Annotated in this window: 12 protein-coding genes; all 12 read left to right on the top strand. The window is 56.3% G+C overall.

Annotated features, from left to right (window positions below; all coding sequences use genetic code 11):
- The first annotated feature begins 84 nt into the window (after positions 1 to 84).
- The 12 genes from FHI25_RS13530 to FHI25_RS20805 all read left to right on the top strand — a co-directional run bounded on the left by FHI25_RS13530 (position 85) and on the right by FHI25_RS20805 (position 20,983).
- Positions 85 to 492, top strand: a complete 408-nt coding sequence (locus tag FHI25_RS13530; RefSeq protein WP_210518579.1) for an RNA-binding S4 domain-containing protein — start codon at positions 85 to 87, stop codon at positions 490 to 492.
- A gap of 199 nt (positions 493 to 691) precedes the next feature.
- On the top strand, positions 692 to 2,413 hold the full coding sequence (locus FHI25_RS13525; protein WP_210518577.1) for an ABC transporter transmembrane domain-containing protein: 1,722 nt from the start codon (positions 692 to 694) through the stop codon (positions 2,411 to 2,413).
- Positions 2,410 to 4,554 (top strand): peptidase domain-containing ABC transporter, encoded by a 2,145-nt coding sequence (locus FHI25_RS13520; protein ID WP_210518575.1) that lies wholly within the window; start codon positions 2,410 to 2,412, stop codon positions 4,552 to 4,554. Before FHI25_RS13525 ends, FHI25_RS13520 begins: the two co-directional genes overlap by 4 nt.
- The gene (locus FHI25_RS13515) at positions 4,551 to 5,906 is read left to right on the top strand and encodes an HlyD family type I secretion periplasmic adaptor subunit (RefSeq protein ID WP_008890089.1); all 1,356 of its coding nucleotides are present in this window, start codon (positions 4,551 to 4,553) and stop codon (positions 5,904 to 5,906) included. Before FHI25_RS13520 ends, FHI25_RS13515 begins: the two co-directional genes overlap by 4 nt.
- Positions 5,907 to 6,050: 144 nt before the next feature.
- Positions 6,051 to 15,290, top strand: coding sequence for an Ig-like domain-containing protein (locus FHI25_RS13510; RefSeq protein WP_210518573.1), 9,240 nt, complete (start codon positions 6,051 to 6,053; stop codon positions 15,288 to 15,290).
- 159 nt (positions 15,291 to 15,449) lie between these two features.
- A complete protein-coding gene (rpmH, locus tag FHI25_RS13505; RefSeq protein WP_007091264.1) occupies positions 15,450 to 15,584 on the top strand; it encodes a 50S ribosomal protein L34 in 135 nt (44 codons plus the stop codon).
- A 4-nt stretch (positions 15,585 to 15,588) separates the two neighbouring features.
- Positions 15,589 to 16,050, top strand: a complete 462-nt coding sequence (gene rnpA / locus FHI25_RS13500; RefSeq protein ID WP_063087288.1) for a ribonuclease P protein component — start codon at positions 15,589 to 15,591, stop codon at positions 16,048 to 16,050.
- On the top strand, positions 16,047 to 16,355 hold the full coding sequence (gene yidD / locus FHI25_RS13495; protein ID WP_008891489.1) for a membrane protein insertion efficiency factor YidD: 309 nt from the start codon (positions 16,047 to 16,049) through the stop codon (positions 16,353 to 16,355). The genes rnpA and yidD overlap by 4 nt, the downstream gene beginning before the upstream one ends.
- 45 nt (positions 16,356 to 16,400) lie before the next feature.
- The gene (yidC, locus tag FHI25_RS13490; protein ID WP_063087289.1) at positions 16,401 to 18,107 is read left to right on the top strand and encodes a membrane protein insertase YidC; all 1,707 of its coding nucleotides are present in this window, start codon (positions 16,401 to 16,403) and stop codon (positions 18,105 to 18,107) included.
- 71 nt (positions 18,108 to 18,178) lie between these two features.
- Complete coding sequence (gene yihA / locus FHI25_RS13485) at positions 18,179 to 18,841, top strand: ribosome biogenesis GTP-binding protein YihA/YsxC (RefSeq protein ID WP_210518571.1); 663 nt, start codon at positions 18,179 to 18,181, stop codon at positions 18,839 to 18,841.
- Positions 18,842 to 18,880: 39 nt separating this feature from the next.
- Positions 18,881 to 19,810: an acetylglutamate kinase gene (gene argB, locus FHI25_RS13480; protein WP_008891492.1), complete on the top strand. Its 930-nt coding sequence runs from the start codon at positions 18,881 to 18,883 to the stop codon at positions 19,808 to 19,810.
- 150 nt (positions 19,811 to 19,960) lie between these two features.
- The gene (locus tag FHI25_RS20805) at positions 19,961 to 20,983 is read left to right on the top strand and encodes a diguanylate cyclase (RefSeq protein ID WP_210518568.1); all 1,023 of its coding nucleotides are present in this window, start codon (positions 19,961 to 19,963) and stop codon (positions 20,981 to 20,983) included.
- Positions 20,984 to 21,176 lie beyond the last annotated feature (193 nt).

Below are 21,176 nucleotides of genomic sequence, written 5' to 3'. Positions count from 1 at the left end.
CATGTAACGAGCGGCGACCCTTGTGGGTCGCCGTTTTGCTTTCCAACTGTATAATATCCCGTTGATTTCAGGAAATCGGTGGCCGTGAAGGAACAGGCAGAGAAGCTTCGTATTGATAAATGGCTTTGGCATGCGCGGTTTTACAAAACCAGATCGCTTGCCAGCAAGGCATGCCAAGCAGGGCATATTGTTCTGAATGGTCAGTCGGTTTCCAAGGCCAGCGTCACGGTGGTTGCCGGTGATCGCCTGCAATTCTTTCAGGGGCCGCACCTGCGCGTTGTCGAGGTTGTCGCCCTTGGTGAACGACGTGGACCAGCGCCCGAGGCCCAGGCGCTTTATGCTGATCATTCCCCGCCGCGAACCCCCAAAAAGGAAGTTGCGTCGGATATCCGTACCGCCCCCTTGGCCGAACGCGAAGCGGGGGCAGGGCGCCCGACAAAGGCCGAACGTCGCGCACTTGATCGTTTGCGCGGTGACGGCAGTATTGAATAATATGTCTTGGTATTGCTAATATTCAGTCCGTGGCTGATCCGTGACCGGCTGTTTCGGGTAAGACAGATCACATCAGGTTGTATTTTCTCCACGATTTTCTTGCTTTGGATGGGGTGATCCGGTATGCATCCTATCTCATTGTATACGTCCCATACTTTGGGGTGGTAGGTTTTGTGGAAATCTGGAGCTCGCCTGCGTGATGAGACGTCGGTCTCGATTGAATATCGGTACATTGTCGCACTTGCGCACCGGCCGTTTCGCACTGTTGATCACAGCATTGGTGATCAACCTGCTGACGCTTGCCCTGCCGATTGCCCTTTTGCAGGTCTATGACCGGGTCCTGCCACACAGTTCCATCCCGACACTGACCCTTTTGATTTTCGGGGTGCTGGGGGCGCTTGTGCTTGAGGCGATCCTGCGTCTTGGTCGGGCTTATATCTCCTCGCTCTCGGCGGCGAAGTTTGAACATTACAGTTCCCAGCAGGCGGTCGGACATTTGCTGTCGGCAAGCTTGACCGACTATGGCAAAACCGCACCAGGTCTTCACCTGCAACGCCTTAACAGCCTGAATATGCTGCGCGACTTCTATTCCGGGCAGGCAATTGGTGCGGTTGTCGATCTGCCGTTCATCGTTTTGTTCCTGGCCCTGATTGCCGTGATTGGCGGTCAATTGGTGCTTGTGCCGCTTGGCATTCTTTTGGCGTTCTTTTTGACAGCAATGTTTCTGGGCCATCAGTTGCGGGGCGCACTTGATGATCGCAGCCAGTCCGATGAACGGCGCTATAACTTCATCATCGAAACCCTGACGGGCATTCACACCATCAAATCGATGGCGATGGAAAACCTGATGATCCGCCGTCATGATCAGCTCCAGACACAATGTTCGGGTGATGATCTGCGTGCCGCACGCTCGGCCCACACAGCGGTCAATGCCAGCGCGACCTTTTCGATGCTGACCATGGTACTGGTGGCTTCTGTCGGTAGTGTTTTTGTGATTAACGGGACTTTGACCGTCGGTGGGCTTGCTGCCTGCACGATGTTGTCGGGCCGTTCGATCCAGCCGCTTCAGCGTGCGATGACCCTATGGACGCAATTCCAGAACATTCGTGTTGCGCGTCAGCGCGTCAACGAGCTGTTTGAAATCGAAGAAGAAGACCAGCTTGGGGCCGCGGAAATGCCACTGCTTGATGGCAAGATCGAGTTGCGCAATGTCGCGTTTTCCCATGCGGATGGCAAAAAGATCTTCGAAAACCTTGATCTGGTCGTGGAGCCGGGCGATTCCATCGCCATTACCGGCGACAACGGTACAGGCAAAACCACACTTTTATGGCTTCTGATGGGGGCGTTGCGCCCGGATCGGGGTGAAGTGCTTTTGGATGGCAAGGATCCGGCCGATTACACCGCCGAATCCACCCGTCGTCAAATCGCCTATTTGCCGCAGCATGGCGTGATGTTCAAAGGCACGATCCTTGAAAACATCACCGGGTTTCGCAAGGAAATCGGCGTCGATCGCGTGATCGAGATTTCGCGGCGTCTTGGGCTTGATGACATCGTCATGCGCATGCCCGAAGGCTATGACACCGAAGTTGGTGGTCAGGCGTCCGAAACCTTGCCGCGCGGTGTAAAACAGCGCATCGCGGTTGCGCGTGCCCTGATTGATTACCCGCGCATTGTCCTGTTTGACGAAGCCAACAGTTCGCTTGATATGGCGGGTGACAACATCATGACCAGCCTGATGGTGGAACTTAAAAAGCACTGTACGCTGGTGATGGTGTCACATCGCCCGTCCCTGATTGCCATGGCCAACAAGCAATACCGTCTGATCGACAAGCATCTTGTGCCTGTTTTGCGCCGCACGAATAAAACGGCCGATCCCGCCAAAAATGCCGACACCCGGGCAGCAGCGGGTGCGAAGGCATGATGAAAAAGCTCGAAAACATGGACTATGCGATGAACTATCGGATGGGGCTGGAAAGCACCGATGCGCTGTCCGATTTCGACGCATGTGTCTGGCCGCTTCTTCAGGCCTTGGGATGGCGCGGCTTGCCGCGTCAGGTCGCCGAGGCGTTGCCACATATGGATCAGGCGCTTGATCTGACCGATTTCCGCAATGTCATGGCGCATCTGAACTATCAGTCGCGCGAAATCGACGCGACGCTTGACCTGATCGACGAACGCCTGATGCCGTGCCTGTTTGTCCCGGACGAGGGAACGGCCCTTGTCGTGATTCGGCCCGAAGAAAATGGTGTGCGCGTCTTTGACGGTGGCACGGATCGGGAAATGGTCATCAGGCTGTCGGCCCTTCCGGGCAAGATTTATCAGTTCTCGGCGGCGGATCGTCGTGAACGTTATCTGGAAGATGATAAGCGCGGCTGGTTTGGGGGGATTGCCGACCGGTTTTCGGGGCTGCTTCATCAGTTGCTGGCGATGACGTTTGTTTTGAACATCCTGGCGCTGGCAACCCCGATTTTCGTTATGGGTATCTATGACCGGGTCATCGGCACACGGTCGATCCCGATGTTGATCCAGTTTTCTATCGGGATTGGCATCGTCCTGATCCTGAGCTGGGTTTTGCGCACACTTCGCAGTCAGATCGTCAGCCACTTCGGTGCGCGCCTTGATACGCTTGTCAGTGGTGCCATTTTTGAACGGCTGTTGTCCTTGCCGCCGGCCTTTACCGAACGTGCGCCGGTGGGGGTTCAGATTTCGCGTATTCGCGACTTTGAAAGCGTGCGTGAATTTTTCACCGGGCCGATGGCCCTGGTGATCATGGAAATGCCGTTTGTTCCGCTGTTCCTGATTGTCATGTTCTATCTTGGCGGCTGGCTTGCATTGATCCCGATTGCATTGATCGGTGTCTTCGTGCTGATCGGCATCGTTGCATTTCCGATTGTCGCACGCCGTGTTTCCGAACTTGGTCGTCATGGTGCCAACCGTCAGGAATTCCTGGTCGAGACCGTCGGCAAGATGTCGGCACTGAAATACACCGCATCCGAGCAACGCTGGTTGGCACGCTTTCGCGATATTTCTGCTGATACGGCCTATTCCGGCTATCGGGTGGCGATGGTCAATAACGTCATCAATACATTGGCCCAGGTACTGATGATTACGTCTGGTGCGCTCGTTCTGGCATTCGGTGCACAGCGGGTGATGGAAGCCCAAATGAGCGTCGGTGCGCTGGTGGCATCGATGATGCTGGCCTGGCGGGTTCTTGGTCCGATTAATCAGGCGTTTCTCGGCATGCCGCGGCTGGCGCAGTTGCGCGGCAGTGTGCGCCAGATCAACCGCCTGATGACCATTGCGCCCGAAGGGGATCTTGTCCCACGTTCGGTAGAGCAGCATCGCTTTGACGGTGCTGTGACATTTTCACGGGTCAGTTTCCGTTACAGTGCGGATTCCGATCCGGCATTGGTCGGGGTCAATTTCGATATCAAACCGGGCCAAGTGGTCGCCGTGGTTGGTGCGAACGGTGCGGGGAAATCATCGCTGATCAAGCTGATTGCCGGGATGTATCAGCCGCAGGCGGGGGCTGTTTTGATTGATGGTGCGGATATCCGTCAGATGGACCCGCAAACCCTGCGTCAGGCCATCTCCTATGTGCCGCAGGATATCGAGTTTTTCCGGGGGTCGATTGCACAAAACCTGCGTTTGGCCAATCCGGTCGCAACCGATGACGATCTGCGCATGGCCTGTATGGCGGCAGGGATCCTTGATGAGGTTGAAGCACTTCCCAACGGGTTCAAGACCCGGGTTGGTGATCAGCATTCTTCGCGCTTCTCGGCCAGTTTCCTGCAACGACTTGCGCTGGCGCGTGCGCTTGTGCGCGAAGCGCCGATCATTTTGTTTGATGAACCCACCAATGGTCTCGACCAGCGGGCCGACCGTGCCTTCCAAAGCACGATCAATCGCTTGCGTGGCGGTTCGACCATTTTCCTGATTACCCATCGACCAAGTCATCTGGATTTGGCGGACCGCATTCTTGTGCTTGAAGGCGGCCAGTTGCGCGGCGACGGGCCGCCTGAACGGATCAAGCAGCAAGTGATAGACGGAGGCTACCTATGAGTGAAGCAGCAGTTCAGGATACTGCGATCCAGCGGTTCCGGCGATCCCGGCGCATGGCGCGGTATTTGTCGCATGCGGTCCTGCTTGAAGAAGGCGGGATTTCCGTCTTTGTGCGTTCTGCGATGGTGATGCTTTCGGTTGGCTTCCTTGCCTTGATCGCATGGTCTGCGACCACCGAAATCAAGGAAACTGCGATCACATTCGGGCAGGTCATGCCGACAAGTGCGGTCAACAAGATCCAGCATCTTGAAGGCGGCATCATTGAACAGATTATGGTCCGCGACGGTGACCTTGTGGAGCAAGGGCAGGTTCTGATCCGTCTCAAGGCCGACGGGGCGCAGGCGGAACTGTCCCAGACCGAAACACGGCTTGGCAACTTGCAGCTTGAAGCCGAACGCTACCGCGCCCTGGCCGAGGGCCGCGAACCGGATTTCACCACCCTGATGGTGCAATATCCGGAACTTGCGCAGAATCAGGATGAGATTTATCGCATCCAGACCGAGCTTGATGCCAACCAAAGCGAAATCCTTGAGGTCCAGATCAAGGAACGCAATGCCGAACTGGCCCAACTGAGCGAGCAGGAAGCAACCCTTCGCAAATCGGTTGATCTGCTGAGCCAGGAAGTCACCATGCGCCGGTCGCTCTATGAGCAGGGGCTTAATTCCAAGGTGCTGTTTCTTAATATCCAGCGCGAACTGAACGAAGCCCAAGGCAACCTTTCGGGTGTAATTGCCGAAAAGGCGCGGGCACGCGAAACCATCGCCGAGGCAAATTTGCGCCTGAACGAGCTTGAAAAAACGCAACGCGAAGAGGCCATTACCGAACTTGGCCGTCTGGGCGGCGAAATCGCTCAGGCCCGCGAAGCCCTGCGCAAACTGCGCGATCGCGTCGACCGGCTTGAAATCATTGCGCCCACGCGGGGTTATATCAAAGGCCTGCAATTCACCACCATTGGCGGGGTGATTGCGCCTGCACAGGTGGTGATGGAGCTGGTGCCGGTTGATGATGTTTTGATCGCCGAAACCCGCATTTCGACCGAGGATATCGGCCATGTTCACCTTGGCCAGCCAGTGACGGTCAAGGTCAGTGCGTTTGATTTCATCCGCTATGGCGGCATCAACGGTGAATTGGTATCGATTTCGGCCTCTACTTTTGTTGATGAGGATGGACGTCCGTATTATAAGGGCAAGGTTGCGCTGGAAGCCGATGCAGTCGGCGAAGGTGCTTCAGCTCAGAAGATCATTCCCGGTATGACGGTTCAGGCCGACATCCAGACCGGGGAGCGTACCCTTCTTCAATATCTGTTGAAGCCGGTCTATGTCTCGCTTGATCAAGCGTTTAGCGAACGCTGAGCAATTATCTGGTCCCGCTGGAAATGGTCCTCATTTCTACTGCCTGGCCGTACATTTCACTGGTTAGTGCCAGTGTTTCTATACTAATGTATAGAAGTATAGGTTGGGGCTATCCCGTCCTGCACTTTACGGAGAATGGGTTAGATGGCGGACGACGCGCGCGATACTGAAAATTCCCGATCTGAGGATGGTCGGAGTGATCTTGACCACCAGGCCTCGACAGAGGATCTGGAGCGTTCGCTTGGTCAGGATGGCGAAAGTGACGAACTGGTCGAATTGCACGACGACCAGGACAGTTCCGCGCGTCCGCAGGAACAGGAATTGGGATCGGTTCATTACGGTACCCAGATCCGAAATCCGCAAGGCGAAGAACAGCAAGCGTTCCAGCGCCAGAATGCCGCAGCCCAGCGCCAGGAAAGTGCGCAGGCAAGAGAGGCCACCGAACAACAGACCATTTCCCTGAATGAAACGGCCGAGATCGAAAACAACCTCGATACCGGGGCTGACACATTCCAAAGTAATCTTGGATCAGACGGGGCCGATGACCTGTCCCTGCAATCGGAGCCGAGCACGGTTGATTTGCCGGAAATTCCGCTTGCGACCAATGATACCAATGCGCTGCGCGGTGAGCGCGAAGAACCTGGCCCGGGTACGGACGAAGGTCTTCGGCCCGATTTCATTCCCCCCGTTGAACAGGCAGCAGCGCCAGAAGCCGTGGTTGCCGAAGACGAGCTTGAAGAAGACGACGAGCTTCTTCTTGAGGATGAACTTGATACCGAGGACGAGCTCGAGGTCGAAGACCCCAAGGTGGCGGATGCGCCGTCTCTGAGTGCGGATGATGTCACCGGTGCCGAAGACAGTGCCATTGCCCTTGATCTGTCAGCATCGCTTAATGACCTTGATGGCGGCAGTGAAACGCTCACCATCACGATTTCCGGTTTGCCCGACGGGGCTGTTCTTTCGGCTGGTACGGACAATGGCGATGGTACCTGGACCCTCACGCCGGGACAGCTGAGCGGTTTGACCCTGACGCCGCCGGACAATTTCAGCGGATCGATTGATCTCGACATATCGGCAACCAGTCGCGAAGCCAATGGCAGTGTTGCGACAACAAATGCCAGCTTCACCGTCGACGTCACCGGTGTCGCGGACGGCGCAACGCTTGATGTTTCCGATGCCAGTGGCGCTGAAGACAGCGCGATCGCGCTTGATATCGATACCGAACTTCTGGATGGCAGTGAAAACCTCGCGATCACCATTGAAGGTGTTCCGAATGGTGCGACGCTGTCTGCCGGGACGGATAATGGGGATGGCACCTGGACGCTGAGTGCGGATCAACTCGAAGGCCTGACCCTCACGCCTGCGGAAGACTTCAGCGGCGAAATCGATCTTTCGGTTCTGGTGTCGACCACCGATGGCGATGATACCGCCGTTGTGATGCAAAACCTCACTGTTGACGTCGAAGGCGTCGCCGATACACCGACGCTGGATATCAGCGATGCATCCGGCAACGAAGATGGCGCGATTGCGCTTAATATCGATGCCGGGCTTACTGATAGCTCAGAAACTCTAACGGTCACGATCTCGGGCGTTCCGGATGGTGCAACCTTGTCGGCAGGTGCCGATAATGGCGACGGCACATGGACTTTGAGTTCTGATCAGCTTTCAGGTCTGACCATCACGCCGCCTGAGGACTTCAGCGGATCGTTCGATCTTGGTGTGACGGCAACTTCGGCAGATGACGAAGACGTTGCGACACAGACCGGCGCAATCACCGTTGATGTTGCGGGCGTTGCGGATGCACCAACGCTGGACGTCAGCAATGCTGCTGGCAACGAAGATTCTGCGATTGCGCTTGATATCGATGCTGGCCTTACGGATTCCAGTGAAACCCTGACAATTACGATCTCGGGTGTTCCAGAAGGTGCTGCCTTGTCGGCCGGCACTGATAATGGTGACGGCACTTGGTCGTTGAATTCTGCTCAGCTGGCAGGTCTCACAATCACACCGCCTGAGGACTTTAGCGGCTCGTTTGTCCTTGGCGTGACGGCAACGTCGACTGATGGCGAAGATGTCGCAACGACGACAAGTTCGATCTCCGTTGATGTTGCGGGCGTTGCAGATGCACCGACGCTGGGTTCGTCTGATGCTTCCGGCAACGAAGATAATGCAATTGCACTGGACATCAATGCCGGGCTGACGGATGCCAACGAGACTCTGACAGTTACCATCTCCGGAGTTCCGGACGGCGCGACCTTGTCGGCTGGTGCCGACAACGGTGACGGGACTTGGACGTTGAATTCGGATCAGCTGGCAGGTCTCACAATCACACCGCCCGATGATTTCAGCGGCTCGTTCGATCTTGGTGTGACGGCGACTTCGGCAGATGGATCGGATGTTGCGACAACGACCAGCTCAATCACCGTTGATGTCGCCGGCGTTGCAGATGCGCCGACGCTGGATCTCTCTGATGCTACAGGCAACGAAGACAATTCAATTGCACTGGACATCGATGCTGGGCTTACCGATAGCTCAGAAACTCTCACGGTCACGATCTCAGGCGTTCCGGGCGGTGCAACCTTGTCGGCAGGTACCGACAACGGTGATGGCACATGGTCGTTGAGTTCTGATCAGCTTTCAGGTTTGACCATCACGCCACCAGAAGACTTCAGTGGATCATTCGATCTTGGTGTGTCCGCGACGTCGGCTGATGGCTCCGATGTTGCGACAGCGACCGGTTCGATCACGGTTGATGTTGCTGGTGTCGCAGATGCGCCGACACTTGATGTCGCAAATGCAAGCGGTTCTGAAGATAGTGCGATCGCACTCGATATTGATGCTGGCCTTACGGATTCAAGTGAAACACTGGCCGTGACAATCAGTGGCGTTCCGCAAGGCGCTGCCATGTCGGCTGGTACGGATAACGGTGATGGCAGCTGGACGCTGAGCTCCGAGCAGCTTGCAGGTTTGACGATCACACCGCCTGAGAACTTCAGTGGTTCGTTTGACCTTGGCGTAACGGCGACCTCGGCAGATGGGGCGGATGTTGCGACGACGACTGGTTCGATCACGGTGGATGTCGCGGGTGTTGCAGATGCGCCGACACTGGACGTCAGCAATGCTGCTGGCAACGAAGACAATGCCATTGCACTAGGCATCGATGCCGGACTTTCTGATAGCTCAGAAACACTCACGGTAACGATCTCTGGCGTTCCGGATGGTGCTTCACTGTCTGCTGGCAACGATAATGGTGACGGCACGTGGACGCTGAGCTCCGAGCAACTTGAAGGCCTGACGATCACTCCGCCTGAGGATTTCAGCGGATCGTTTGACCTTGGCGTGACGGCAACCTCTGCGGATGGCGAAGACATCGCAACTACGACCGGTTCTATTACGGTGGATGTTGACGGTGTTGCGGATGCACCCGCTCTGGATGTCTCAAACGCAAGCGGGAATGAAGACAGCGCCATCGCGCTTGATATTGATGCAGGCCTGACTGACAGCTCCGAGACACTCACAGTTACAATTAGTGGCGTTCCGAACGGCGGGACCTTGTCGGCTGGTACCGACAACGGTGATGGGACTTGGACGTTGAGTTCTCAGCAGCTTGCAGGTCTGACCATCACGCCGCCAGAAGACTTCAGCGGATCTTTTGATCTGGGTGTGACGGCGACGTCCGCTGATGGCTCCGATGTAGCCACGACCACTGGCAGCATCACGGTTGATGTCGCCGGCGTTGCAGATGCACCGACGCTGGGTTTGTCTGATGCTTCCGGCAACGAAGATGGAGCGATTGCGCTCAGCATAGATGCGGGCCTGACTGACAGCTCCGAGACACTCACAGTTACAATTAGTGGCGTTCCGAACGGCGGGACCTTGTCGGCTGGTACCGACAACGGTGATGGCACTTGGACGCTGAGCTCTGAGCAGCTTGATGGTTTGACGATCACGCCGCCTGAGGACTTTAGTGGGTCGTTTGATCTTGGGGTGAGGGCGACTTCTGCGGATGGCAAAGACGTCGCGACCACGACTGGTTCGATCACGGTTGATGTTGCTGGTGTTGCGGATGCACCGGCTCTGGATGTCTCAAGCGCAAGCGGGAATGAAGACAGCGCCATCGCGCTTGATATTGATGCAGGCCTGACTGACAGCTCTGAGACACTCACAGTTACAATCAGTGGCGTTCCGAATGGGGGGACCTTGTCGGCTGGTACCGACAACGGTGACGGCACTTGGACGCTGAGCTCTGAGCAGCTTGCAGATCTGACCATCACGCCGCCAGAGGACTATAGCGGTTCGTTTGACCTTGGCGTAACGGCAACCTCGGCTGACGGCGAAGATGTCGCGACGACGACAAGTTCGATCACAGTTGATGTCGCTGCGGTCGCTGACGCGCCGACGCTCGATCTCTCCGATGCAAGTGGTGCTGAGGACAGTGCCATTGCGCTGAACATCGACGCCGGGCTGACGGATGCCAACGAGACCCTGACGGTCACAATCTCTGGCGTTCCGGACGGCGCAACCCTGTCAGCTGGTACGAACAATGGCGATGGCACATGGTCGCTGGAGCCGGGTCAGCTTGAAGGCCTGACCATCACGCCGCCTGAGGACTTCAGCGGTTCGTTTGACCTTGGTGTGACGGCAACTTCGGCAGATGGCGAGGACGTGGCGACAACCACCGACAGCATCACGGTTGATGTCACTGGTGTTGCAGATGATCCGACGTTGGATGTTTCCGACGCAAGCGGCAATGAAGACAGCGCCATTGCCTTGAACATTGACGCTGGTTTGGCGGATTCGAGTGAAACGCTGACCATAACGATTAGCGGCGTGCCGGAAGGCGCGACGCTGTCGGCAGGAACAGACAACGGTGATGGCACCTGGACCCTGAGCGGTGATCAACTCGAAGGTCTCAGCGTTACGCCACCGTCCGATTTCAGTGGCAGTTTCGACCTTGAAATTACCGCCAGCACGCAGGACGGAATTGATATCGCATCGGTTACCGACACCGTCATGGTTGATGTTGCCGGTGTTGCAGATGTGCCGACACTTGATGTCGCTAATGCAAGTGGTTCTGAGGATAGTGCGATCACACTCGATATCGATGCGGGCCTCACGGATTCAAGTGAATCTCTGACCGTGACGATCAGCGGCGTTCCGGAAGGTTCCGCCTTGTCGGCTGGGACCGATAATGGCGACGGTACCTGGACCTTAAGCTCTGAGCAGCTTGATGGTTTGACGATCACGCCGCCCGAGAACTTCAGCGGTTCCTTCGACCTCGGCGTGACGGCAACTTCTGCGGATGGCGAAGACGTCGCGACCACGACTGGTTCGATCACGGTGGATGTGAGCGGCGTTGGCGATGCGCCGACGTTGGAGGTCAGCAATTCTGCGGGCACCGAAGATTCTGCGATTGCACTCAATCTTGATGCAGGTCTTACGGACAGTTCTGAAACCCTGACCGTGACCATCAGCGGCGTTCCGGGCGGTGCGGCCTTGTCGGCTGGCACGGATAATGGTGACGGCACTTGGACGCTGAACTCTGAACAGCTTGATGGTTTGACGATCACGCCGCCTGAGAACTTCAGTGGGTCGTTTGATCTTGGGGTGGCGGCAACTTCTGCGGATGGCGAGGACGTTTCTACCACGACCGGTTCGATCACTGTTGATGTGACCGGCGTTGCAGATGCACCGACGCTGGATGTCAGCAATGCTGCTGGCAACGAGGATTCGGCGATCGCACTCAATCTTGATGCAGGTCTTACGGACAGTTCCGAAACGCTGACGGTCACCATCTCTGGCGTTCCGGATGGCGCCACACTGTCGACTGGTGCCGATAATGGCGACGGCACCTGGTCGTTGAGCTCTGAGCAGCTTGCAGGTTTGACGATTACCCCGCCCGAGAACTTCAGCGGCTCCTTCGACCTCGGCGTGACGGCGACCTCTGCGGATGGCGAAGACGTCGCGACCACGGTCGGGTCTATTACGGTGGATGTGGCCGGTGTTGCCGATGCGCCGACGCTGGATACTTCTGATGCGACAGGCAACGAAGACAATGCAATTGCACTGGACATTGATGCCGGGCTTGCCGATAGCTCAGAAACGCTCACGGTAACGATCTCTGGCGTTCCGGAGGGTGCTGCCTTGTCGGCTGGCACTGATAATGGTGACGGCACGTGGACGCTAAGTTCTGAGCAGCTTGATGGTTTGACGATCACGCCGCCTGAGAACTTCAGTGGGTCGTTTGATCTTGGGGTGGCGGCAACTTCTTCGGATGGCGAGGACGTTGCGACCACGACTGACTCGATCACCGTTGATGTGAGCGGCGTTGCTGATGCGCCGACGCTGGATGTCAGCAATGCATCTGGCAACGAAGATTCGGCGATCGCACTCAATCTTGATGCAGGTCTTTCGGACAGTTCTGAAACCCTGACCGTGACCATCAGCGGCGTTCCGGGCGGTGCAACCTTGTCGGCAGGTACCGATAATGGCGACGGTACTTGGACATTGAGCTCTGATCAGCTTTCAGGTCTGACCATTACGCCCCCAGAGGACTTTAGTGGTTCGTTTGACCTTGGCGTGACGGCGACCTCTGCGGATGGCGAAGACGTTGCGACCACGACCGGTTCGATCACGGTGGATGTGAGCGGCGTTGCCGATGCGCCGACGCTGGATGTCAGCGATGCTGCAGGCAATGAAGATTCGGCGATCGCGCTTAATCTTGATGCGGGTCTTGCGGACAGTTCTGAAACGCTTACGGTTACGATCTCTGGCGTTCCGGAAGGTGCTGTGTTGTCGGCTGGTACGGACAACGGTGATGGCTCCTGGACGTTGAACCCAGAGCAACTTGACGGTTTGACGGTGACCCCGGCTGAGGATTTCAGCGGGTCGTTCGATTTGCGTGTTACGGCGACCTCTGCCGACGGCGAGGATATTGCCAGTGTAAGTGACACGATCACGGTGGATGTGGCCGGGGTTGCGGATGCGCCGATATTGGATGTGTCGGATGCGTCGGGGTCGGAAGACAGTGATATTGCGCTTGATATCGAGGCCGGGCTTTCCGATGCGTCGGAAGTGCTGTCGGTGACAATTTCGGGTATGCCTGAAGGTGCGCGCCTGTCTGCGGGTACCGATAACGGTGATGGGACCTGGAGTTTGGCAGCGGCAGACCTTGCAGGGCTGACATTGACACCGGCAGAGAATTATTCCGGCGCGTTCGATCTGGAAGTCACTGTGACCTCGACCGATGGCGCAGATACCTCGACGATTAGCGATACCATTACAGTGGATGTTGGCGGGGTGGCGGATACGCCGAGCCTTGATGTGTCCGATATCTCTGGCAACGAAGACACGGACATCGCGCTTGCCATCGATGCAGGTCTGAGTGACAGCTCCGAAACCATGACGATTACGGTGTCCGGCGTGCCAGACGGGGCGAGCCTTTCGGCCGGTACCAACAATGGCGATGGCACCTGGACCCTGAGTGCTGGTGACCTTGAGGGGCTGACAATCACGCCGCCAGATGATTATTCCGGCGCGTTTGACCTTGCGGTCACGGTCACCTCGACCGATGGCAGCGATACCAGCAGTGTCAGTGATACGATCACGGTGAATGTCGCGGGCGTGGCAGATACCCCGACCCTTGAAGTCGAAGACGCAAGTGGCGACGAGGGAACCGCTGTTGCGCTTGATATTGATGCGGCAGTCACGGATGCCAGTGAGACCTTGACGGTTACCGTCAGTGGCGTGCCAGACGGCGCAAGTCTGTCGGCCGGTACCAACAATGGCGACGGCACCTGGACGCTGACATCGGCACAACTGTCGGGCCTGACCATTTCGGCGGCCAGCGATTATGCCGGCACGTTTGAACTGACCGTTTCGGTCCAGTCGCGCGATGGCGAGGATACCGCAACCACCACAGCCATTCTTGAAGTGACCTTTGATCCCGTTCAGGACGACGATGAAGTCATCTGGGATCCGAACGACGATGGCGTGATTGAAACCGGATCCGGGAATGATACGGTCGGCGGCAATGACGGGGATGACACCATCAGCACCAATGCCGGGAACGATACGATCTGGGCCGGCAACGGTGATGACGTGGTCTATGCCGGGGATGGCGATGACAGTGTTACCGGGGATGGTGGTAACGACACGATCTATGGCGGTGGTGGCAACGATACGCTGCACGGCGGCGAAGGTCGCAATACGATCGATGGCGGCACCGGCAATGACTATATTACGGGCGGCAGCGACCGCGACACGATCAGGTCCAGTGCCGGTGACAACATTGTTTATGCCAGCGAAGGCCAAAACTATATCGAAACCGGTGCCGGCAATGACAGCCTCTATGCCGGAAGTGGTGATGACACCATTCTGGGCGGTGATGGCGATAACTATGTCAGTGCTGGCGAAGGTCGGAACGACATCACGACCGGATCGGGGGATGACAGCATTCTGGCCGGAAGTGGCAACGACACCATCAGTGCCGGGGATGGCGACAACTATATAAATGTCGGCGAAGGCAAAAACACCATCGCATCCGGGATCGGTGATGACACCATCATGACCGGATCGGGCGACGATGTGATTGATGCCGGTGATGGCAATAACACCATTACCGCCGGCGAAGGCCGCAATACCATCGACACCGGCAGTGGGGATGACAGCATCACCACCGGCAGCGACAAGGACACCATTTCGGCCGGGGATGGCAATGACAGCATTGATGCCGGGAGCGGCCACAACACCGTCTGGGGCGGTGGTGGCGATGACTCGATTCACGGCGCCTGGGGGGATGACACCTTCTATGGTGGCGATGGCAACGATATCCTCAATGCGGATGGCGGTGACAACGTGTTTGACGGCGGTGCCGGGGACGACACGCTGAGCGCCGGTTGGGGCGAAGATACGTTCTATGGCGGGGCGGGTAACGACTATCTTGATGGCGGTGGTGATGACGACAGCCTTGATGGTGGTGACGGCAATGACCGCCTTCTGGGTGGTGCTGGCGATGACATGCTGCTTGGTGGGGCTGGCAACGACATCTTGCTGGGCGGTGAGGGGGGTGACACCCTTATCGGCGGTATTGGTGATGACAGCCTTTATGGCGGGGGTGGATCGGATCTGTTCATCTTCAACATGGGCGATGGCAATGATCATGTGGATGGCGGTGCCAACGGATGGACCACCGACACCATTGAATTGCACGGGGCCGGTGGTGGCAATATCGACTCGAGCGACTGGACCCTTGTCCTTGATGAGGGTGAGATTACCAAAAGCAAGGGACACTCCTTTGAACTCAGCACCGATTCGTCGGGAACAATCGTGTTTTCTGACGGTTCCGAGTTGACATTCTCCAATGTCGAACGTATCGAGTGGTGACGAATTCGCATTTCGGATGCCGTCGGGACGAAATCCCGGCGGCATTGCCGGTTTTCTGGGGGTAAATGCCCTGTCACGAGTTGACAGCTCTGGTGTGAAGCCCTATACAGCGGACCTCGAATTTTATCGGATTACCTTATTTAGAACGGAGTAAGTGCAGTGAAGCGCACCTACCAGCCAAGCAAACTCGTACGGAAACGCCGCCACGGCTTCCGTTCCCGCAGCGCGACCGTCGGTGGCCGCCGTGTGCTGACCGCACGCCGCGCCAAGGGCCGCAAGCGTCTGTCGGCCTAATGTCGTGACCGTTTCGGTGGAACGCCTTAAAAAGCGGGCGGAGTTTCTCCGTGTTGCGGGCACCCGCCGGAAATGGGTTACACAGGGATTGATCCTGCAGGGCGCACCGCGGCCGGGGATCAAACCGGACACAGAATACGCCGGTGAAGACCGACTCGTACGAGTCGGGTTTACCGTCACCAAAAAGGTGGGAAAGGCCGTCGTCCGCAATCGCGTTCGGCGGCGTTTGCGTGCTGTGGCAGAGCAATTGATGAGCGAACACGCATTGCCCGGTTGGGATTATGTTGTGATCGGTCGTGCGCAGACCATTGATCGGCCGTTTGACAAGCTGATCGATGATATGCGTTTTGCCCTGCGTCGGGTTCCTGATGCCAAGCCGTCTGCGCCTGATGCGCGTCGTCCGAAAAAAGGGCGCGCCAACAGCAAGTCAGCCGGTTCGACGAAGGCAGGAGGCCCGGGAAAATGACATTCATGCGTGCTCCCGGTTTTTTTGCCCGTCTTCTTCAAGTCGCAGTTCGCGGCTATCAGCTGTTTTTGTCGCCATATATCGGGTGGTCGTGCCGTTATCAGCCGACCTGTTCGGCTTTTATGCTCGAAGCATTGGCCCGTCATGGTGCATTAAAAGGCGGCTGGATGGGATTTAAACGGATAATGCGTTGCCATCCATGGGGTGGTCATGGTTATGATCCCGTGCCCGGATGTGGCTGTGAACAGAACAAAGCGTCGTCGGATGGTGAAAACCGGTCCCCGGCGCTTTCGTCATGTAAATAGAATATGCGGTCGGCACCTGCTGGCTGAAAAAAGCGGAAAGAGGCGATGAACGAACAACGTAACCTGTGGGTAGCAATTGCATCAGCAGTTGTGATTCTTATCGGGTGGCAATTCTTCTTTGCGCCCGAGCCTGGTCCTCAGGTTCGTGAAGCGCAGGTTCGCGAACAGCTTAATGCGGACGGAACCAACGCGCCGCAGGTATCCGGTCCGGCCGTACCGGGTGGTCAACCCACTGTTCCGGCTGTTAAGCGCGAAGACGCGCTGGCCAAATCGCCACGAATCAAGATTGATACCCCGCGCGTCGAAGGTTCGATTCGTCTTGTCGGTGGTGTGATCGATGACATTCAGCTTCAGGATTACCGCGAGACCGAAGAACCTGACAGCCCGCTGATCCACGTTCTGAACCCGACCGGCAGCAACGATGCCTATTTTGCAGAGTTCGGCTGGGTCGGTGCGAAAAGCGGCATGGCGCTGCCAAGCAGCGACACCCAGTGGACCGCTGATAAAGAATTGCTGACACCGGACAGCCCGGTCACCCTGACCTGGGACAACGGTGAAGGCCTGACCTTCAAACGTGAAATCGCGATTGACGAGAACTATCTGTTCACCGTCAACCAGTCGGTGGTCAACAATACCGGCGGCGATGTCGTTCTGTATCCCTATGGCCTGATTTCGCGCAAGAACAAGCCGCAGACTGCCGGGTTCTATATCCTGCACGAAGGTCCGCTTGGTGTGATCGACGGTACGCTGACCGAGATCGATTATGACGATCTGGCGGATGACGGTGCAATCGAACAGAAAACCACTGGCGGCTGGCTCGGCATTACCGACAAATATTGGCTGGTAGCACTGGCACCTTCCTCGGACGAGGAAATGACCACGCGCTTTAGCCACCATGTTGCGGAAAACGCCGACAAGTATCAGACCGATTACCTTGGTGCCCCGCGCACGATTGCGGCCGGTAGCGAAGGCGCTGCCGAGACGCGCCTGTTTGCCGGTGCCAAGGAAGTGACCCTGCTTGATACCTATGCCGAGGATTACGGGATCACCAACTTCGATCTCGCGATTGACTTTGGCTGGTTCTACTTCCTGACCAAGCCGTTCTTCCTTTTCCTGCAGTATCTCTATCATCTGGTTGGCAACTTTGGCGTCTCGATCCTGATCATCACGGTCATCATCAAGGCGATCATGTTCCCGCTGGCCAACAAGTCGTACAAATCAATGAGTGCGATGAAAAAGCTGCAGCCGCAAATCACCGAGATGCGCGAGAAGTTCAAGGACGATCGCCAGCGTCAGCAGCAGGAAATGATGGCGCTTTACAAGCGTGAGAAGATCAACCCTGCTTCGGGCTGTCTGCCGATCATTGTGCAGATCCCGGTCTTCTTTGCGCTGTATAAGGTTCTGTTTGTCAGCATCGAAATGCGCCATGCGCCGTTCTTTGGCTGGATTCAGGATTTGTCGGCACCCGATCCGACCTCGCTGTTTAACCTGTTTGGTTTGATCCCGTGGGATCCGCCGCAGATGCTGATGATTGGTGTCTGGCCGTTGATCATGGGTGTTACCATGTATCTGCAGCAGAAACTGAACCCGGCGCCGGCTGATCCGACCCAGGCGAAGATCATGATGTTCCTGCCGTTCATCTTTACCTTCATGCTGGCAAGCTTCCCGGCAGGTCTGGTGATTTACTGGGCGTGGAACAACCTGCTGTCCATCGCACAGCAGCGCTACATCATGTACAAGATGGGGATTTAATCCCCATCTACCCTTCACGGGTTGACCTTCCCTTCGGGGAGAATCCCCGACAGATCGGGGAAGGAAAGACGATGACACAAGAAAACCTGCCGTCGGCAATTGCAATACCGACGCATGAAGACTCAGTGATCGAAGCCGGGCGGAAGCTTTTTAGCCGCCCGGTTAACTTCGTTCTTGGCGTCGCACAGCTCGAACAACTGCCGCCGGAAGACAAAACAGAAATCTGTTTTGCCGGTCGTTCAAACGTCGGCAAGTCCAGCCTGATCAACGCGATCACCGGTCGCAAGGACATTGCGCGCACGTCAAACACGCCGGGCCGGACCCAGCAGTTGAACTATTTCGATCTTGATGGTGCGTGCTATATCGTGGATTTGCCAGGCTATGGCTTTGCCCAGGCACCCAAGGATATCGTTGATACGTGGCATGCTTTGATCAAACAGTATCTGCGCGGGCGTGTAACGCTGCGCCGTGTGTTTGTTTTGATTGATTCCAGACATGGCTTCAAGAAGGCTGATCTGGATATGATGAAGCTGCTTGATGAGGCTGCTGTGCCTTATCAGGTTGTGCTGACCAAGGCAGACAAGTTAAAAAAGGGACAGCTTGAAAAACGCATCAAGGAAGTGGTCGACGGGTTGATCAAACACCCGGCAGCCCTGCCGCAGATTTTTGCGACTTCAAGCGAGAAAAATACCGGCCTTGCCGAATTGCGGGCAGAAATATCCACCCTGCTTTGATCCCGGCAGGCACATAAAGCGACAATATGGGGAAGTGACATGAACGACCAAACCCGTTCTGAAGAAGACCAGTCGGAAGCCAGCGCATATCGCATGCTGGCACGTGCCCAGGTGCTTTCCGAGGCTCTTCCCTTTATGCGCCGCTTTAACGGGCAGAAAATAGTCGTCAAATATGGCGGTCATGCCATGGGTGATCCTGAACTGGCGCGTTTGTTTGCCCAGGACATGGTGCTGCTCAAACAGGTCGGCATGAACCCGATTGTTGTGCATGGCGGCGGTCCGCAGATCGGTCAGATGCTCAAGCAGCTTAATATCCAGTCGGAATTTGTCGACGGGTTGCGTGTCACCGATCAGCAGACCATCGATGTTGTCGAAATGGTTCTGGCCGGCAAGATCAACAAGGAAATCGTATCAAACATCAATGCCGCAGGCGGCGTTGGTGTTGGTCTGTGCGGTAAGGATGCCAATCTGATTACCGCGCGTAAACTGACGCGGACCAAACGCGATCCGGAAAGCAATATCGAGAAGGTTCTTGATCTTGGCTTCGTCGGCGAACCGGTGAAGGTTGATCCGCACGTTCTTGATTGCTTTATCGATACCGACATTATTCCAGTGATCTCGCCGATTGGCGTCGGTGAAGACGGTCAGACCTATAATATCAACGCCGATACGGCTGCCGGTGCGATTGCAAAGGCCGTTGGTGCCAGCCGTCTTTACATGCTGACCGACGTTAAAGGTATCCTTGATCAGAACAAGAACCTTGTACGGGACGCCGACACCGCCCACATCAATGCAATGATTGCGGATGGCACCATTCAGGGCGGAATGATTCCCAAAACCGAAACCTGCATGGATGCTGTTGAAAACGGGGTCGAAGCCGCCGTGATCGTTGATGGTCGCGCACCACATGCAGTTCTGCTGGAGCTGTTCACCGAACGCGGTGCAGGCACAATGATCAGAGGTAACTAAAGGTCGATATTAAACCACCACTTTAGGTTAGTTTATTTCGACCTATATCTGGCTCCGAAGGGCAATTTGGAGTATGTTGAGGCAAATCGGTATGCATCAAGCGCATAACGCATTGTCTTTGCGAATGAAAACAAGCCCGGAGCACCCGTTGTGACCACAGCGGAAAAACAGATTTCCCGTCATTGGGACTTTGCGGATGCGACCCTTAAGGCGTTGCGCGAGCGTGGCCTTCGCCCGACACCCGAACTGTATCATGTTTGGTTTGTCTATTTTGCCGAGGAAAACCCCGAAATCCTGCGCGTCATCGATGCTGTGCAGGCCAGCGGGGAACCCTTGGCCGAGGATACGCTTCTTCAGCTGTATTACCGCTATATATTTGACCGTCAGGCCGCAGACTTCCTGCAGCGCGGGATGGAAGACTTTTCCGAGCTTGTTGAAAGCAGCGATGAATGTCTGACAACCGCGCGAAGCGGGTTTCAGGATTATGGTGCGCTGCTGACGCGATCTCTTGAGACGCTCAAGAATCATCAGCATGTCAGCCCGGTTCTAAGCGAGATCATCGAAAAGACCGACGAGATGCAACACACGGTCGAAGGCCTGCATCAGCGCCTTGATCAGTATCTCGGCAAGGTCGAACGGCTGCAACGCGAACTCGAAGAAACCCGCGAACGATCCTATACTGACGGCCTGACGCGTGTTTCCAACCGGATGTATTTTGAAGAACAGCTCAACCTGCTTGTTGCAGAGCACGACTCGTCAAAACACCCCGAGCCATTCTGTGTGATGATTGTCGACCTTGACCAGTTCAAGGCGATCAATGACCGGTTTGGCCACCGCATCGGCGACGAAATCCTTGTCCTGATTGCGTCCATGTTGAAGGCCAATATCAAGGGGCGCGATGTTGTCGCGCGCTATGGCGGTGACGAATTTGCCATTCTGCTGCCGCAGACGCCGCTGGTCGATGCCATGTCACTGGCAGATGACATGAGCAAACGCATTGCCGAACGTGAAATCAAGGCAAAGCAATCGGGTGTCTCGTTTGGTCAGATGACCATATCGATTGGTGTTGCGGAATATGTCGCCAAGGAAGGCGGCGCGAAACTGATCGACCGTGCCGACGGCGCGCTTTACCGGGCCAAGAAAGAAGGCCGCAACCGCAATTTCGCGGCGTAAGCAGCCTTTTCCAACCTTTGATATCAGTGACAGACGATGATTTGCGCGCCCGATGCATGCGTGCCATGAGGGCCGCGGACTTGCATTGAAGCGTTCAAAAGCGTATGTAACCAGCGCCCGGCAAGGATCAGTGTCCTTGCCGGGCGTTCCGCACTTGCAGCATCCTTTTTGAATTGCGCTGGCGGAATAATTC

This window comes from Thalassospira sp. ER-Se-21-Dark, from assembly GCF_017922435.1.
Taxonomy (GTDB): Bacteria; Pseudomonadota; Alphaproteobacteria; order Rhodospirillales; family Thalassospiraceae; genus Thalassospira.
This window is presented reverse-complemented; position numbering and strand designations above follow the sequence as displayed.

Bases quoted from the DNA above. Each gene is read 5' to 3' on its own strand.
- yidD (WP_008891489.1), top strand. From the start codon at position 16,047: ATGACATTCATGCGTGCTCCCGGTTTTTTTGCCCGTCTTCTTCAAGTC.
- FHI25_RS13510 (WP_210518573.1), top strand. From the start codon at position 6,051: ATGGCGGACGACGCGCGCGATACTGAAAATTCCCGATCTGAGGATGGT.
- FHI25_RS13515 (WP_008890089.1), top strand. From the start codon at position 4,551: ATGAGTGAAGCAGCAGTTCAGGATACTGCGATCCAGCGGTTCCGGCGA.
- FHI25_RS13520 (WP_210518575.1), top strand. From the start codon at position 2,410: ATGATGAAAAAGCTCGAAAACATGGACTATGCGATGAACTATCGGATG.
- argB (WP_008891492.1), top strand. From the start codon at position 18,881: ATGAACGACCAAACCCGTTCTGAAGAAGACCAGTCGGAAGCCAGCGCA.
- yihA (WP_210518571.1), top strand. From the start codon at position 18,179: ATGACACAAGAAAACCTGCCGTCGGCAATTGCAATACCGACGCATGAA.
- FHI25_RS13525 (WP_210518577.1), top strand. From the start codon at position 692: ATGAGACGTCGGTCTCGATTGAATATCGGTACATTGTCGCACTTGCGC.
- yidC (WP_063087289.1), top strand. From the start codon at position 16,401: ATGAACGAACAACGTAACCTGTGGGTAGCAATTGCATCAGCAGTTGTG.